This window comes from Paraburkholderia nemoris (genome assembly GCF_905221015.1).
Classification (GTDB): domain Bacteria; phylum Pseudomonadota; class Gammaproteobacteria; order Burkholderiales; family Burkholderiaceae; genus Paraburkholderia; species Paraburkholderia nemoris.
Map to the genome: position 1 here is coordinate 30913 of NZ_CAJNBO010000009.1, position 15957 is coordinate 46869.

General features: G+C 62.4%; 15 protein-coding genes. 5 read left to right on the forward strand and 10 right to left on the reverse strand.

From position 1 onward, the window contains the following. Positions 1 to 8 precede the first annotated feature (8 nt). The 5 genes from glmS to KHO33_RS15550 form a co-directional block, all read right to left on the reverse strand. Entirely contained in the window at positions 9 to 1826 is a 1818-nt protein-coding gene (gene glmS, locus KHO33_RS15530; RefSeq protein WP_200565247.1) for a glutamine--fructose-6-phosphate transaminase (isomerizing), read from the reverse strand. 60 nt (positions 1827 to 1886) lie between these two features. Further along, positions 1887 to 3248 carry a bifunctional UDP-N-acetylglucosamine diphosphorylase/glucosamine-1-phosphate N-acetyltransferase GlmU gene (gene glmU, locus KHO33_RS15535; RefSeq protein WP_200565246.1) on the reverse strand — a complete coding sequence of 454 codons (1362 nt, stop codon included), beginning with the start codon at positions 3246 to 3248 and terminating at the stop codon, positions 1887 to 1889. 134 nt (positions 3249 to 3382) lie between these two features. Further along, positions 3383 to 4381 (reverse strand): tRNA 2-thiocytidine(32) synthetase TtcA, encoded by a 999-nt coding sequence (gene ttcA, locus KHO33_RS15540; RefSeq protein ID WP_054040865.1) that lies wholly within the window; start codon positions 4379 to 4381, stop codon positions 3383 to 3385. Between the two features lie 3 nt (positions 4382 to 4384). Further along, complete coding sequence (locus KHO33_RS15545) at positions 4385 to 4780, reverse strand: dihydroneopterin aldolase (protein ID WP_063497570.1); 396 nt, start codon at positions 4778 to 4780, stop codon at positions 4385 to 4387. A 46-nt stretch (positions 4781 to 4826) separates the two neighbouring features. Beyond that, positions 4827 to 5645: an SDR family oxidoreductase gene (locus KHO33_RS15550; RefSeq protein WP_054040863.1), complete on the reverse strand. Its 819-nt coding sequence runs from the start codon at positions 5643 to 5645 to the stop codon at positions 4827 to 4829. A gap of 13 nt (positions 5646 to 5658) precedes the next feature. Here KHO33_RS15550 and KHO33_RS15555 point away from each other — a divergent pair, with 13 nt between their 5' ends. Together KHO33_RS15555 and KHO33_RS15560 are read left to right on the forward strand one after the other, a co-directional pair. After that, positions 5659 to 6849 carry a class I SAM-dependent methyltransferase gene (locus tag KHO33_RS15555; protein ID WP_200565245.1) on the forward strand — a complete coding sequence of 397 codons (1191 nt, stop codon included), beginning with the start codon at positions 5659 to 5661 and terminating at the stop codon, positions 6847 to 6849. A 22-nt stretch (positions 6850 to 6871) separates the two neighbouring features. After that, on the forward strand, positions 6872 to 7066 hold the full coding sequence (locus KHO33_RS15560) for a DUF2905 domain-containing protein (RefSeq protein WP_200565244.1): 195 nt from the start codon (positions 6872 to 6874) through the stop codon (positions 7064 to 7066). Positions 7067 to 7927: 861 nt separating this feature from the next. On the opposite strand, the gene KHO33_RS15565 is transcribed toward KHO33_RS15560, so the two are convergent. The 4 genes from KHO33_RS15565 to KHO33_RS15580 form a co-directional block, all read right to left on the reverse strand. Continuing rightward, entirely contained in the window at positions 7928 to 9163 is a 1236-nt protein-coding gene (locus KHO33_RS15565) for a multifunctional CCA addition/repair protein (RefSeq protein WP_200565243.1), read from the reverse strand. Next, entirely contained in the window at positions 9160 to 9813 is a 654-nt protein-coding gene (locus tag KHO33_RS15570; protein WP_200565242.1) for a glutathione S-transferase family protein, read from the reverse strand. The genes KHO33_RS15565 and KHO33_RS15570 overlap by 4 nt, the downstream gene beginning before the upstream one ends. A gap of 32 nt (positions 9814 to 9845) precedes the next feature. Continuing rightward, positions 9846 to 10799, reverse strand: a complete 954-nt coding sequence (locus tag KHO33_RS15575; protein ID WP_054040854.1) for a complex I NDUFA9 subunit family protein — start codon at positions 10797 to 10799, stop codon at positions 9846 to 9848. A gap of 85 nt (positions 10800 to 10884) precedes the next feature. Beyond that, positions 10885 to 12852: a lytic transglycosylase domain-containing protein gene (locus KHO33_RS15580; RefSeq protein WP_200565241.1), complete on the reverse strand. Its 1968-nt coding sequence runs from the start codon at positions 12850 to 12852 to the stop codon at positions 10885 to 10887. A 77-nt stretch (positions 12853 to 12929) separates the two neighbouring features. Here KHO33_RS15580 and KHO33_RS15585 point away from each other — a divergent pair, with 77 nt between their 5' ends. Beyond that, positions 12930 to 13472, forward strand: a complete 543-nt coding sequence (locus KHO33_RS15585; RefSeq protein WP_054040852.1) for a 5-formyltetrahydrofolate cyclo-ligase — start codon at positions 12930 to 12932, stop codon at positions 13470 to 13472. 58 nt (positions 13473 to 13530) lie between these two features. On the opposite strand, the gene KHO33_RS15590 is transcribed toward KHO33_RS15585, so the two are convergent. Further along, positions 13531 to 14043, reverse strand: a complete 513-nt coding sequence (locus KHO33_RS15590) for a winged helix DNA-binding protein (protein ID WP_054040851.1) — start codon at positions 14041 to 14043, stop codon at positions 13531 to 13533. Between the two features lie 198 nt (positions 14044 to 14241). On the opposite strand from KHO33_RS15590, the gene pxpB reads away from it, so the two are divergent. Then, positions 14242 to 14895 (forward strand): 5-oxoprolinase subunit PxpB, encoded by a 654-nt coding sequence (pxpB, locus tag KHO33_RS15595; protein ID WP_200565240.1) that lies wholly within the window; start codon positions 14242 to 14244, stop codon positions 14893 to 14895. Beyond that, positions 14892 to 15944, forward strand: a complete 1053-nt coding sequence (locus KHO33_RS15600; RefSeq protein ID WP_200565239.1) for a 5-oxoprolinase subunit C family protein — start codon at positions 14892 to 14894, stop codon at positions 15942 to 15944. The genes pxpB and KHO33_RS15600 overlap by 4 nt, the downstream gene beginning before the upstream one ends. The last annotated feature ends 13 nt before the right edge of the window (positions 15945 to 15957 follow it).

Below are 15957 nucleotides of genomic sequence, written 5' to 3' on the forward strand. Positions count from 1 at the left end.
TATCACCCTCACTCCACCGTCACCGACTTCGCCAGGTTCCGCGGCTTATCCACATCCGTGCCTCGCGCACAAGCCGTGTGATACGCCAGCAACTGCAGCGGCACCACGTGCAGGATCGGCGACAGCAAGCCATAGTGCTCCGGCATCCGGATCACATGCAGACCTTCGTCATTGACGATTTTCGTATCCGCGTCCGCGAAGACATAAAGCTCACCACCCCGCGCACGCACTTCCTGGATATTCGACTTCAGCTTCTCCAGCAGCGCGTCATTCGGCGCCACCGTCACCACCGGCATCGCTTCAGTCACGAGCGCCAGCGGCCCGTGCTTCAGCTCGCCGGCCGGATACGCTTCCGCGTGAATATAGGAAATCTCCTTGAGCTTCAACGCGCCCTCGAGCGCGATCGGATAATGCAGGCCGCGCCCGAGGAACAAAGCATGTTCCTTGCGCGAAAACTCTTCCGACCACGCAATGATCTGCGGCTCCAGCGCCAGCACGCTATTCAACGCCGCCGGCAAGTGACGCAACTGCTTCAGATACTCGGCTTCCTGCTCCGCGCTCACCTGCCCACGCAGCTTCCCGAGCGTCGCGGCGAGCACGAACAGCGCAACCAGTTGCGTCGTGAACGCCTTGGTCGACGCCACACCGATCTCGCGACCCGCGTGGGTGAGGAACGACAATTCCGTCTGGCGCACCATCGCGCTCGTGCCGACGTTGCACACCGCCAGCGTATGTTTATGCCCCAACGACTGCGCATGCTTGAGCGCCGCCAGCGTATCGGCCGTTTCGCCCGACTGCGAGATCACCACCACCAGCGACTTCGGGTTCGGCACCGACTCGCGATAGCGATACTCGCTGGCAATTTCCACTTGGGTCGGGATCTTCGCGACTGACTCGAGCCAGTACTTCGCGGTCAATCCCGAGTAATAGCTCGTGCCGCACGCGAGAATCAACAGGTTGTCGATGTCGGCGAACACCTTGCCGGCACCCTCGCCGAATAGCGCCGCGTCGAACGAATCGCCTTGCGGGATCGTGTCCGTAATTGCACGCGGCTGCTCGAAAATTTCCTTCTGCATGAAGTGGCGATACGGGCCCAGTTCGACCGCGCCACCATACGCCGCGACCTGGCGCACTTCGCGCTGCGCGTCATAACCGTCACGATCGGCGATACGCACGCCCTCGAGCGACAGTTCGCAGACGTCGCCTTCCTCGAGGAAGATGAAACGTTCGGTGCTGCCGGCAAGCGCCAGCGCATCCGACGCGAGGAAGTTCTCACCATTGCCGAGCCCCACCACCAGCGGCGAACCTTGCCGCGCGCCGACCACCGTATGCGGCTGATCCTTATGCAGCACCGCGATCGCGTACGCGCCGTGCAATTGCCCGACCGCTTCGCGCACCGCGGCAAACAGATCGCCGCGATACAGGCTGTGAATCAGGTGAGCGATAACCTCTGTGTCGGTCTGCGAGACAAACGTATAACCGTTGCCCCGCAGCATTTCACGCAGCGACTCGTAGTTCTCGATAATGCCGTTGTGTACCAACGCGAGTGCGTCTTTCGAGAAGATTGGGTGAGCGTTGTCGGTCACTGGCGCGCCGTGCGTCGCCCAGCGGGTATGCGCGATACCCGTGATGCCTTCGAGGTGGCTCTCCTTCACCTGCTCGTCCAGATCCGCCACGCGCGCGACGCTGCGCGCACGACGCGGCCCGTCGCTACCGAGCACGGCCACGCCGCACGAATCGTAGCCGCGGTACTCGAGGCGACGCAGTCCTTCGATCAGGACGGGAACGATGTTTCGTTGCGCAACCGCGCCGACAATGCCACACATGGCTTATTCCTTTTCAGTGCTGGGTTTCAGGGGGCGCGCTTCATGCGCGCGTCACGCCCATCAACTCTTCTTCTTGGTCGGGCGTACGTAGCCCGGCTTGCTTGTTTGAGTCTTATCGTTCAGGACTAGCATGTCTTCTTCGACATCCTTCCAGATCGTGGTGCCCGCCGCGATCGTCACGCCGCGCTTGACGCGCACCGGCGCAACGAGTTGCGTGTCCGAACCGACGAATACGTCGTCTTCAATGATCGTGCGGAATTTGTTCGCGCCGTCGTAGTTACAGGTGATGGTACCCGCGCCGATATTGACGCGCGCTCCGACGTCCGCATCGCCGATATACGTCAGATGGTTCGCCTTCGAGCCATGACCGAGCACCGAGTTCTTCACCTCGACGAAGTTGCCGACGTGCGACTCATCCTGCAACGACGTGCCCGGACGCAGCCGCGCATAGGGGCCGAGCACGACGTTCGCACCGACTTCGGCGCCTTCGATATGCGTGAACGCGTCGACGCGCGTACCTGCGCCGATCGTCGCATTGCGGATCACGCAGTTCGGCCCGACCGTCACGTTGTCAGCCAGCGTGACGCGGCCTTCGAACACGCAGTTCACGTCGATCGAGACGTCGCGGCCGCATTCGAGCGTGCCGCGCACGTCGATTCGAGCCGGATCGGCAAGCGTCACGCCGGCCACCAGCAAGGTCTCGGCGACATTGTGCTGATGAATCCGTTCGAGTTCAGCAAGCTGCTGCTTGCTATTCACGCCGAGCGTTTCCCACTCTTCGTCAGGCTGGGTGGTGACGACTTCGAGTCCGGCTTCGATCGCCATCTCGACCGCGTCGGTCAGGTAGAACTCGCCTTGCGCGTTGTCGTTCTTCAATGCCGCGAGCCAGCCGCCCAGACGTTCGGTCGGCGCGACGATGATGCCGGTGTTGATCTCGGCGATCTTGAGCTGTTCGGGCGTTGCGTCTTTCTGTTCGACGATGCGCGACACCTTGCCGTGCTGATCGCGCACGATGCGCCCGTAACCGCTGGGGTCGTCGAGCGTGACAGTGAGAACGCCGTAGCCGCCTCGGCCCGCGCGATCGGTCAGCGCCTGCAGCGTGCTGGCGCGCGTGAGCGGCACATCGCCGTACAGCACCAGCGTGGGTTCGGACGGATCGAGCAGCGGCAGCGCCTGTTGCACCGCGTGGCCCGTGCCGAGTTGCTGCTCCTGAGCGGCGAACTGGACATCCGGCGCGGCTACCGCCTGGCGCACGGCTTCGGCGCCATGACCGACCACCACGACCAGACGCGTGGGCTTGAGCGCACGAGCGGTGTCGATGACATGAGCGAGGAGCGGCCGGCCGGCCAGGGGATGGAGCACCTTGGGAAGCGCGGACCGCATGCGCTTACCGGTGCCTGCCGCCAAAATCACGATGTTCATGGCGTCGGCAATCAGACAAGTTTCGAGCCCACGATTCTATCATGCAGGCCACAGCGACAAAGGCCGCTCGCGCGGCCTTATTACCTTGCTGAAACACCCGGAAACCTTTGATTTCAGGGCATTTCACGGCTTGATCACATATCGTCGAACTGAACGATCGAGATCGGCTTAGATCCGTTGAAGGTTGCGCCCTCGCCGGAATCGGTCGAACACGGCTCTTCGTCGAAGGCGATATCGCCTTGCGGATCGGCCTCGCCGCTTGCACGCAGACCGGCGAACGGGAACAGCTGGTGATCCATCAAATGCGACGGCACGATGTTCGACAACGCATTGAACATGTTCTCGATACGGCCCGGGAAGCGCTTCTCCCAATCGCGGATCAGCGCCTTCATTTCCGCGCGTTTCAGGTTCGGCTGGCTGCCGCACAGGTTGCACGGAATGATCGGGAATTCGCGCAACTCCGCGTACTTTTCCAGATCGGTTTCCTTCACGTAGGCGAGCGGACGGATCACGATGTTCTTGCCGTCGTCCGATTGCAGCTTGGGCGGCATGCCCTTCAGCTTGCCGCCGTAGAACATGTTCAGCAGCAGCGTTTGCAGAATGTCGTCGCGATGATGGCCGAGCGCGATCTTGGTCGCGCCGAGCTCGCCCGCCACACGATACAGAATGCCGCGACGCAGCCGCGAACACAGCGAGCAGGTGGTCTTGCCTTCCGGCACCAGCCGCTTGACGATGCTGTAGGTATCCTGGTTCTCGATGTGAAACGGAATGTCGAGTTGTTTCAGGTATTCGGGCAGAACATGCTCCGGAAAGCCCGGCTGCTTCTGGTCGAGATTCACGGCGACGATGTCGAAGTTGATCGGCGCGCGTTCGCGCAGCCGCATCAGGATCTCGAGCATCGCGTAGCTGTCCTTGCCGCCCGACAGGCACACCATCACCTTGTCGCCTTCCTCGATCATGTTGAAGTCGCCGATCGCCTCACCGACCTGGCGCGCGAGCCGCTTGAACAGCTTGTTGTTCTCGTAGGCTTCTTTCTGCTCGCGGCGCGTCAGCGGCGCTTTAACCGCTGAGGCCTGGGCAGCTTGTGCAGCCCCTGGGGCCGCGGTGTCGTTCAGGATTTCCTGAGCATTCATGGCTCAATCCTCTTTGATACGGAAGACTTCGACGCCCACGGCGTCACAGTCGGGATAAACGTCCGGCTTTTCGGTCGACACGCACACGGCGCGCACTTGCGGATGATCGAGCAGTGCCTTGACGAGGTCATCGCAGAGTGTTTCTTGCAGGTGAATATGGCCTTGCTCGACGCGGCGCGCGATGGTCGAGCGCATGAAGTCATAGTCGACCACTTCGTTCAATTTGTCCTGAACCGGCGTGGACAGCGCGAGCGGCACGAACAGTTCGACGTTGATCACGACGCGCTGTTCGCCGCGCTTTTCGAAGTCGTGCACGCCGATGTTGATGTGCACTTCGTAATTGCGCAGAAAGAGCCGGCGGCAATCGGCGAGCCGGGGATGCGAAAGAGCGGCAAACATGTTCGTTCCAGTCGAAAAAAGAGTGCGGAGCACTCAAGTGGGCGCTTCAGGCGCCCGTCAAAAACATAACGTCGCGCGGCAGCGGCACGAGGTGCTGCCCGCCGTCGACCACCAGCGTCGTTCCGGTGACGCCCGCTGCATCGGCGAGATACAGCGCGGCGGCGACAATATCCTCCGGCCGCGACGCGCGGCCCAAAGGCGTGGCACGGTGAGCTTCTTCAAAACCGGCCGGCGTTTGATCGCCGGATTGCATCGTCAGACCAGGGGCAAGCCCGACCACGCGCACTTTCGGCGCCAAGGCCTGCGCCAGCGCCACCGTCGCCGTCTGCAACGCTGCCTTCGACAGCGTGTAGGACAGGTAGTCCGGGTTCATGTTGTACAGCTTCTGGTCCAGCACGTTGATGACCACGCCGCGCTGGCTTTCATCAGTGCGCGCGGCTTCCGGCGTGGCCTCGAACAGCATACGCGCCAGCACGAGCGGCGCGCCAAGATTCATCGCGGTCAGCTTCAGCAGAAGGTCGTAACCGACGTTCTGCGCCGTGTCTTCCTCAAAGCGCGAGGCGTTGTTGACAATACACGACGGGCGGCCCAGCGCGGCCATACAGGCGGGCAGAAGCTGCTCAACCTGGCCCTCGTCGCCCAATTCCGCGTGCAAAGCCACCGCCCGGCGGCCTAGGGCAACGATTTCCGCGACTACTTCGTCGGCCTCCTCCCGCGACGCACCGTAATGGACCGCCACGTCCCAGCCACGCGCGGCGAAGCCGAGCGCGAGGGAGCGCCCGATGCGGCGGGCGGCGCCGGTAATCAGCACGATGCGCGGCGTTTCAGGCGCGCGGGCGGCGGCGGTGTCCATAGAGGCGGTCATTTACAATGCGGGGATGAATCCGAAAGCTCACCAACCCGATAGTTTACCTGCTCCCGGCCCGAGCGCGCTTGCGCAGTCCGAAGCGCTTGTCGCACAGGTCCGCGCGGAGCTCGAAGCGGCTGGCGGCTGGCTGCCATTCGACCGCTACATGGAGCGCGCGCTTTACGCGCCGGGACTCGGCTACTACAGCGGCGGCGCCCGCAAATTCGGCCTGCGCGGCGACGACGGCAGCGACTTCGTCACGGCGCCGGAAATGTCACCCCTCTTCGCCGCGACGCTGGCGCGCCCGCTCGCCGAGGCCCTGGAGGCGAGCGGCACGCTCGAACTGATGGAATTCGGCGCCGGCACGGGCAAACTCGCCGCCGGCTTGCTGAATGCGCTCGACGCGCTGGGCGTCGAATTCGACAGCTATTCGATCGTGGATTTGTCCGGTGAGTTGCGCGAGCGCCAACGCGAGACGATCGAAGCTGCGGCGCCAACTCTGGCCGCGAAAGTGCGCTGGCTGGACGCATTGCCGGAGCAATTCGAAGGCGTGGTGATCGGCAATGAGGTATTGGACGCGATGCCGGTGCGGCTGTTCGCATTTACCGACGGTGCCTGGCATGAACGCGGCGTGACGTGGCGCGACGAGGCCTTTGCGTTCGACGACCGGTTGGTATCGGAGGCTGCGGACATTGCGCTTCTGGCAGAGATTGAAACTGCCGGTGACGACTACGTGACCGAAACGCACGACGCCGCCCGGGCATTCACGCGGACCATTTGCACGATGCTTACGCGTGGCGCGGCGTTTTTCATCGATTATGGTTTTCCGCGCCACGAGTACTACCATGAGCAGCGTGCGCAGGGCACGTTGATGTGCCATTACCGGCACCGGGCGCATGGTGACCCGTTTGTTTATCCGGGTTTGCAGGACATTACCGCGCACGTGGAATTTACCGGCATTGCCGAAGCCGGTGTCGAGGCTGGCGCCGATTTGTTGGGCTTCACTTCGCAAGCGTGGTTCTTGTTGAACGCGGGGATTACCGAGACGTTATCGGCGCTCGATCCTTCGGACACGGCGAAGTTTTTGCCTGCGGCGAATGCGGTCCAGAAGTTGTTGTCCGAGGCGGAGATGGGTGAGCTGTTCAAGGTGATCGCGTTTTCGCGCGGGCTGGATGACACGCTGCAGGCGTTTTCGAGCGGTGACCGGTCACATACGTTGTGATTTTTTGCCTTAGGGGTTGGCGATGATCCGCTGGCTGTTGACTACGTTTATTGCGGTGGCGGTGTTGTCGGCCTGCTGGCCGTGGCTCAAGAAGGTTGGGATTGGGCGGATGCCTGGTGATGTTACTTTGCGGCTCTTCGGGCGGGAGTATCCGTTTCCGTTTATGTCGACGCTTGTGGTATCGATTGTTTTGTCGCTGATCGCGAGGGTTTTGTAGCCTGGTTTGTCTTTGGCGACGGCGTGGTTCTGGTTGCCTGCGCGGCGCCTGTTTGTCAGTGTTCTTGGGGCTTTGGCCTTTCCTTGAATTGTTGGTGGTCTATTAGCGTTGCCCCTGTGCGGGGCGGCACTTACTTCTCTTTGCCGGCTGCAAAGAGAAGTAAGCAAGAGAAAGCAGCTCAAACCGCTAATGCTAAGCGGGGCCCGTGGTCTGCTGCGGGTAGTGGTGCATCTGGAATCCGTGTTCTCGCACACTCCGCGTTAGTGACAAAGGAGTCATCAGCTCCCACTCCGCACTGCGTGCGTCGCGGACGGGTCTGCAGGGGAAACCGCGGGCTTCCGTTCGGGTCTTGTGGGGCCGTCGGCTTCGCCTCGGCAAGGCACCTCTGCATTCACCCTGGAACTCCATTCGAATGATATGTCGGTGCGCGGCAATCACCACCACGGTCCCGATCCCGATCCCGATCACGGTTGCGGTTGCCATTCCAATCGGAATCATGATGGTGATGGCGGTGTGGTGACGAGCCACGACCTGATGCCGAGGCGCGAGCGCCAAAACGCAGCGACCGGTTTTTGAACTGCTCTTCGGCGCGCGCAGCGCCGCCGGAAGTATGACGCCCTTGTCACAAGCGCATGCCGTGCATGAACACAGATTCCAGATGCACCACTACCCATGGCAGACCACGGTGCCCACTTAGCATTAGCGGTTTGAGCTGCTTTCTCTTGCTTACTTCTCTTTGCAGCCGGCAAAGAGAAGTAAGTGCCGCCCCGCACAGGGGCAACGCTAATAGACCACTAACAAAACAAGGAAAGGCCAAAGCCCCAAGAACACTGACAATAAGCGCCGAGCAGGCAAAAATCCTCAAGCAAGGAGAGCCATTTCAACAGCGCGAACGCGCTCCTGATGCACTGCATCCTTAATCCCCGCAGGCGAGTCAACGAGCCGCTTAGCCACTGCACCAGCATCCACCCCCCGCGCAGCAACAAGCGCAACCCGCAGCCGCTCAGCCTGCGGATACTCCCGCATCTCAAACCCCAGCCGCCCACGCGCATCCGCCTCACAAGCCTGCAAGGCTTCAGCAAACCGCGCAGGTTTCCGAATCGCATCACTGCGCTCGAGCAGCCTCACCAACGCGGCTGCCCCCATCTCCATCACGCGATGAATATTCCCATGCTCCCGCGCGACCAGCAGCGCCAGATCGCGACATTCATTCGGCACCCGTAGCCGCTCGCACAAAGGCTTCAGCAAATCCACGCTGCGCCCCTCATGCCCGATATGCCGCGGCAATACGTCGTCCGGCGTCGTCGCTTTGCCCAGATCGTGCGTGAGCGCCGCGAACCGAACCGGCAACGCGTAACCCTGCTGCGCGGCATGGTCGACCACCATCATCACGTGCACGCCCGTATCCACCTCGGGATGATAGTCAGCCCGCTGCGGCACGCCGAACAATGCATCGATCTCCGGCAGAACCCTCGCCAGCGCGCCGCATTCCCGCAGCACTTCGAACATGCGCGACGGCTTCTTCTCCATCAACCCGCGCGACACTTCCTGCCACACGCGTTCGGCGACCAGCGCATCGACCTCACCGTCGGCCACCATCTTGCGCATTAGCGCCATCGTTTCCGGCGCCACCGTGAAATCGACGAAGCGCGCCGCAAATCGCGCAATCCGCAAAATCCGCACGGGGTCTTCCAGAAACGCATCGCTGACGTGACGAAACAGCCGCGCCTGCAAATCGCCCCGGCCATTGAACAGGTCGATCACCGGACCGGTCAGTTCGCCGTCCGGGCGCATTTCGCGCGCCATCGCGTTGATCGTCAGGTCGCGGCGCGCGAGATCCTCTTCGAGCGTGACGTCCGGCGCGTAGAAGAACTGGAAGCCGTGATAGCCTGCGGCCGTCTTGCGCTCGGTGCGTGCAAGCGCGTATTCCTCGTGCGTCTGCGGATGCAGGAACACCGGGAAATCCTTGCCCACCGGACGATAGCCCTGCGCCACCATCTGCTCGGGCGTCGCGCCCACCACCACGTAGTCCCGGTCCTGCACGGGTACGCCCAGCAACTCGTCGCGGATCGCGCCGCCTACTGCGTAGATATTCATGGGCATACGTCTTGGTACGGAATGGCATGCGTTTCGCGCAACGCGTCGTCGATCCATGACTTCACCGCCGGCAACGCCGTCACGCGACGAACATAAGCCGCGGCAGCCTCAGAGAGCACCGGTTGCCACGTGTTAAAGCGCATCACGACGGGTGCGTACATCGCGTCCGCAATGCTGAACTCGCCGAACAGGAAAGGACCGCCGTAGGTATCGAGACACCTGCTCCAGATCGCGTCGATGCGTGCAATGTCGGCCAGCGCGCCCGGTGTGGCGTTCTTGCCCGGAAACGATGCACGAATGTTCATCCACATGTTCGAGCGCAATTCGCCGAAACCCGAATGCATCTCAGCGCTGATGCTGCGCGCGTGACTACGCGACGCCGGGTCGCGCGGCCACAGCGCATGCTGCGGGAAGCGCTCAGCCAGCGTCTCGGCGATCGCCAGCGAATCCCAGGTAGCCGATCCGTCTTCGCCGATCAGGCACGGCAGCTTGCCCGGACCGGTCGGCGCATACGCCAGAATCGCGGACTTCGTGCCGGCCTCATTCAGATGAATCAGCACCTCTTCAAATGGAATGCCGAAATGTTTGACCAGCAACCACGGACGCATCGACCATGACGAGTAGTTCTTGTCACCGATAAGCAGCTTCATGCCTGGTATAAAAGGTAGAGATTAGAAAAGGTTCAACGCCCCGCGCTCGCGCGAAACGTGTCGAAGCGCGAACGCGACGACGCGCCGGTCAGATACACGGGCGCGATCGTTTCGATGCTGGCGGGTTCGATGCCGAGTTCAGGCGCAAGCGGTCCGCTCAACACGTTGTCGACTTTCATCGAATCGAGATTGTCGCGCGAAATCACCGGTTCGCCCGGCGCCATTTCGAACGTCAACGCCTGCAAGCGCGCCAACGCCTCCGGCAGGCGAATGATTCGCGCATGCCGGCCGATCACGTCGCCGCAATACTTGACGAGGTCTTCGAGGGTATAGACGGTCGGCCCGCCCAGCTCGTAGGTATGGCCGCTCGCTGCGTCGAGATCGAGCACGTTGCAGATCGCTTTGGCCACGTCGCCGACGTACACCGGCTGGAATTTCGCGTCCGGCATCGCAAGCGGAATCACCGGGAACATCCGCTGCAGGAACGCAAACTTGTTGAGGAACTGGTCTTCCGGGCCGAACACCACGGACGGACGGAAAATCGTCCACGCCAGATTCGCCGCATGCACGGCCTTTTCCCCGTCGCCCTTCGAACGCGAATACATGCTCGGCCCGTTCGAGTCGGCGCCGAGCGAGCTGATATGAATCAGCCGATGCACGCCCTTGCCTTCGCAAGCCGCAACGATTTTGGTCGGCAATTCGACATGCGCGCGGGCGAACTCCGGGCCGTAGGGCGTGCCACGTTTGCCGTGCAGCGTGGCAACGAGGTTGATCACGCAATCGGCGCCCTCGACAAAACGCGCGAGCTGAACCGGATCGAACACGTCAGCTTCGATCACGTCGATGGGGAGCAGGGTGAGATGGCGGGCGTTATAGCGCCGCCGGGTGGCGATGCGCACGTCTTTGCCCATTTCAACCAGAGCATTGACGAGATGGCTGCCGATAAAACCGGAACCGCCGATGACCGCAACGGCTTGATGTCGCATTTTCGACTCCCTGGTGGAAGCCGCGGCAACGGCTGGCGTGGCGCACCGCCGCATCAGAAAACCTGACGCGGCGGCGGCACGGCGCTTACGGTGCGATATAACCCAGACGCGCCTTCAGCGATTGCGGACGGCCTTCGAACAATGCCGCGTAGTAGACCGTGTTGGACAACACATTCTTGACGTAGTCGCGCGTTTCCTGGAACGGAATCGCCTCGGCGAAGATCGCGCCTTCAACCGGATGCTGCAACGATTGCCGCCAGTTGCGCGGACGGCCGGGACCGGCGTTATAACCGGCGGTGGCCAGCACAGCAGACCCGTCGAACTGATTGTAGATCATGGACAGGTAGTTCGTGCCGAGCAGGATGTTGGTGTTGATATCGTTCATCTGCTCGCGCGAAATCGGGCCGAGGCCGATTTTCTTCGCCACCAGTTGCGCGGTGCCCGGCATCAGTTGCATCAGGCCGCTCGCGCCAACTTCCGAGCGAGCGTTCATGATGAAACGCGATTCCTGGCGAATCAGCCCGTATGCCCATTCGACGTCGAGTCCATTCGACTGCGCATCGCGCTCAACGATATCCTTGAACGGCGACAAATAACGCAGCGAGAAATCGTGCTCGCTCTTCGTGCGGTCCGCCGTGTTCACGGTCCGGTCATACAACTCGATGCGGCGCGCGTATTCGGCCACAGCGATCAGCTGCCGGTCGCTCATATTGCGCAGCGGCCAGTTCCATTCGCGATTGCCCTCGAGCCGCAGATTCAGCGCGTAGAAGCGCTGCGCCAGATCGAGACCCGGCGTGTTGCCGGCCTGTTGGATTTCGGCGTCGGTCACGGTGGTTTTCGGCGGCACGGTGATCTTCTGGCCGAGCTCTTCCGCAGCCAGTTGGCCGTAGAAGTTGAAGCCCTGCGAGATCGACTCGAATTCCTGGTTGGCCGTGGTTGTGTCGCCAGCCTGCTTGAGCGCACGGGCATGCCAGTACACCCACGACGGCTGATTGCGCAGCGCCGCCGGCATCTGTTCGATCGACCAGCGCACCATGGTCCAGTCGCCGGCGAGCAGCGCGGTGCGGGTGCGCCATTCGTACGCCGGGTTCGACAGCGGCGCATTCACCGACAGGCGGTACCAATCCACCGCACTCGGCATCTGCTTGGCGGCGGCCTGATAGGCAATCGTGCCCCAACCGATTGCGCGCTCAGGCGAGCTCAACGACGGCGCCACCGAGGCAAATGTGGCCGCGGCCATGGCCGGGTCGTTGCGCGCCATGCGCGTGATCGCGAGCAGAGCGAGTTGGTGCGATTGCGTATCCGGACCGACGCCGCGCGCCAGCAACAACGGCGGCGTACTCGTGGCCTGGCCGAACAGCACCGGATCGGGCGGCTGGTTGCTAAGCGCATCGACGAGCTTGCTGCCCGTGCTCGTGTAGTTCTGTTCGTACGCGAGGCGGATCTGTTGCCACACGTCGTCGGAACTGAATTGCTGATTGACCGCGAGCGCGGTGATCAGATCGACGCAGCCGTCGCCGTACGACTTCGGGTCGACGAGCAGCGCACGCGCCGCGTCGGCGACGTTTTCACCCCGCGCGGCACGCGACTCGAGCGCGTAGCACTTAACCTGCGTATCGTCGTTCAGCACGAAACGAGCGTATTGCTGATCGAAGTTACGCCAGTCGTGACGTGCGCCGAGCACCGTGAGGTAGTCGTTGCGCATGCGGTCGGCGATAGCCTGGCCGTCGTACTTCTGCAGGAACGACAGCACCGGCGCATCCGGCGCGTCAATGCGCGCGTGACCGCTGGAATCGAACAATTGCGGCTTGAGCTGGAAGTACTCCAGATACGAAGGCGCTGGATAGTTCGGGATCATGCTCGCCAGTTGCGCTGCGCGCGCCGCGTCATTATTGCGGGCGGCTTCGCGAAGCTGGACGAAGGTCTGGTCGTCGTTCGTGAGTTGCGAGAGGGGAATGGGCTTGACGGCGGAGGCCGTGCTGCACGCGACGAGTGCTGCAGCGGCAAGCGCCAGACCGGCCGCGCGATATACTCGATAGAGGCGTTTTGACATCGTTGTTTCTGGAGCGCGAATTGAACCCAAGCATAGCATGCAACCCTGTCGCAGAATCGAAAAAGGCGCTGCGTCGAATGCTATTGGAAGCAAGGCTACAAGCGGCTTCCGAGCCGGCGCACAACGCCGCGCTCAACCGTCGCGTTCTCGATGCGTTGAAGCACTACGGCGTGAGCAGCGTGGGGTTCTATTGGCCACTGGCGGGCGAATTCGACGCGCGCACCGCGATTGCGATCTGGCTCGCGGCCGACTCGCAACGCGAGGCGGGTTTGCCGATCGTCAAGGAACGCGGCGCGCCGCTCGAGTTTCACGCGTGGGCGCCGGATATGGTGATGAAGATCGGCCATCACAAGATTGCCGAACCCACTTCGGGGCGCGTGGTGGTTCCCGATCTGCTGTTCGTGCCGTGCGTGGGCTTCGACGCCGACGGCTTCCGGCTCGGTTACGGCGGTGGCTACTACGATCGCACGCTGGCCGCATGGCCGGGGACGAAGAAGCCGGTCACGGTCGGCATCGCCTATGAAGCATGCCGCACGAACGAATTGCAGCGCGAGGCTCATGACATCCCGCTCGATCTGATTGTGACGGAAGCCGGCCTCTATCCCCAGCCGGCGGATTAAGCGTTTGAAGAGCGCCCTGCGAGGCGCACCCTTCAATACTTGCCGCGGCCAAACCTCGTTATAAAGACGCCGCCGCCCGCGCGGCCGTGTCGTACAGTCCGGACGCATTGCGCATCAATTGCGCCGCCTCGCCAATCTGCTCGTTGGTCAGGCCGCTTTCCTTCAGCGTCGAAATCAGGCAGCTCTCGCGCACTTCACGGTATTTCAGACAGAGCTCGCGGCCCGCATCGGTCGCCGAGAAGAACACTTCCTTGCCGGTCTTTTCGCTTTTTACATACCCTCTAGCTACGAGCTTCTTCAACGCGTAAGTGGCGACGTGCGTGTCTTCGATGTTCAGCACGAAGCAGATGTCCGCCAGCTTCTTGCGCCGCTCACGATGGCTGACGTGGTGCAGCAACGAGACTTCGATCGCGGTCATGTCTTTTTCGCCGGCCGCCGACATGCAGCGCACCATCCATCGGTTGAATGCATTGCCCGCCATGATCAGCGCGTACTCGAGTTCGGACAGCTCCGCGCTGGTGTCGGACACGAGATGTTCCGAGGAAACGATCTTGGTGGGGTGGCGCGACATGGTGAAAATTCTCGAGAAACAGGATGGGAAAGTGTCAGGAGTGTACGACGAGCCATCCATTCCGGGGAGCCTGGCGAAAACGCTTATAGATAAATTGTTGATATTTTATTGATAATGTACGCTTCATACATCGCGGGCCCGATGCCGATAACCAGGTATAGGGTCCGACATTCCCGACTCAACCTGGGCCATTAAGCGATGAGCCAACCAAGAATCTTCCCGCTCGGCGATGCCGCGCTTGTCTGCGAGGCGCCGCCGCCCGCCACGCTGGACTGCCAGCGGCGCGTGTGGGCTGCCGCCGAGGCTGCGCGCGACTGGCCGCACGTGCTCGAGGTTGTGCCGGGTATGAACAATCTGACGCTCGTATTCGATTCGCTCGAAGCCGATCGCGAAGCGCTGGTGGGCCTTCTGCAAGCAGCCTGGAACGCGGTGGGCGACCTGCCCGCGGCCGGCCGTGAGGTCGAAATCCCGGTGCAATACGGCGGCGAGTTCGGACCCGATCTGCAAGTGGTCGCTAATCACACCGGCCTGAGCGTGCGCGAGGTCGTACAACGTCACGCGGACGGCGAGTACGTGGTGTTTTTTCTCGGTTTTCAGCCGGGCTTCGCCTATATGGGCGGGCTCGACACAGCACTGCACACGCCGCGCCGTTCATCGCCGCGGCTGGAAGTGCCTGCCGGTTCGGTCGGTATCGGCGGTGAACAGACCGGCATTTATCCGGCGACCTCTCCCGGGGGCTGGCAGTTGATCGGCCGCACCGAACTGCCGCTGTTCGACCCGTCTCGCCGTCCGCCCACGCTATTGCAACCGGGCGACCGGGTGCGCTTTACCGTCGCGGGGATACACGCATGATCGATGTGATTCGCGCGGGTCTGCTGACCACGATTCAGGATCTCGGCCGTCACGGCTACCGGCACCTCGGTGTCGCGATGGGTGGCGCACTCGACCGTCTGTCGCTAGAAGTCGGCAACCGGCTGGTGGGCAACCGGCCCGATGCGGCCGGCCTGGAAATTACCTTCGGACCGACCGTGCTGCGCTTTCTGCGCGCCACACGAGTGGCCATCACCGGCACCGAATTCGGCGCGACGCTCGACGGCAAGCCGGTCTATTCATGGTGGAGCCTGCCGGTGCAGGCCGGCCAGGAGCTGGTTCTGCAAGCGGCCAAACGCGGCATGCGCGGCTATGTCTGCATCGCGGGCGGTATCGACGTGTTGCCGATGCTCGGCTCGCGCAGCACCGATCTCGCCGGCCATTTCGGCGGACTAGGCGGCCGGGCGTTGCGCGACGGCGACCGTCTGCCGGTCGGCGCGCCGCCGCAACGCGGCTACCTCGGCTTTACCCCCGAAGCGCCGGAGTTCGGCGTGAAGGCGCCCGCCTGGTGCAAGTTCGTGCTGGTTCACGAACCGCTGCGGCGCGGCCGGCATCCATCGGGCGTGCCGTGGGCTGTGCCGATCCGCGTGCTGCAAGGCCCGGAATACGATAGCTTCACTGAAGAAGCGCACGAATCGTTCTGGTCCGATGAATGGCTGGTCACACCGAACAGCAATCGCATGGGGTATCGCCTCGCCGGTACGGAACTGAAGCGCACCCGGAAAAACGATCTCCTCTCGCACGCGGTGCTGCCCGGCACGATTCAGGTCCCGCCGAATGGCCAGCCGATTGTGCTGATGAGCGATGCTCAGACCACCGGCGGCTATCCGAAGATCGGCGCCGTGATTCAGGCCGATCTGTGGAAGCTCGCGCAGGTTCGCCTGAACGCCGCCATCCGTTTCATCCCGACGACGCCCTATGAGGCACGCCAGGCTTTGCTGGAAGAACGCACGTACTTGCGGCAGATCGACGCCGCGATTGCCATGCACGAAGAACGTTGCGCGCGCCAGCCGGCGGTCGCAGCGCTGTAACACTAAGTAGAGG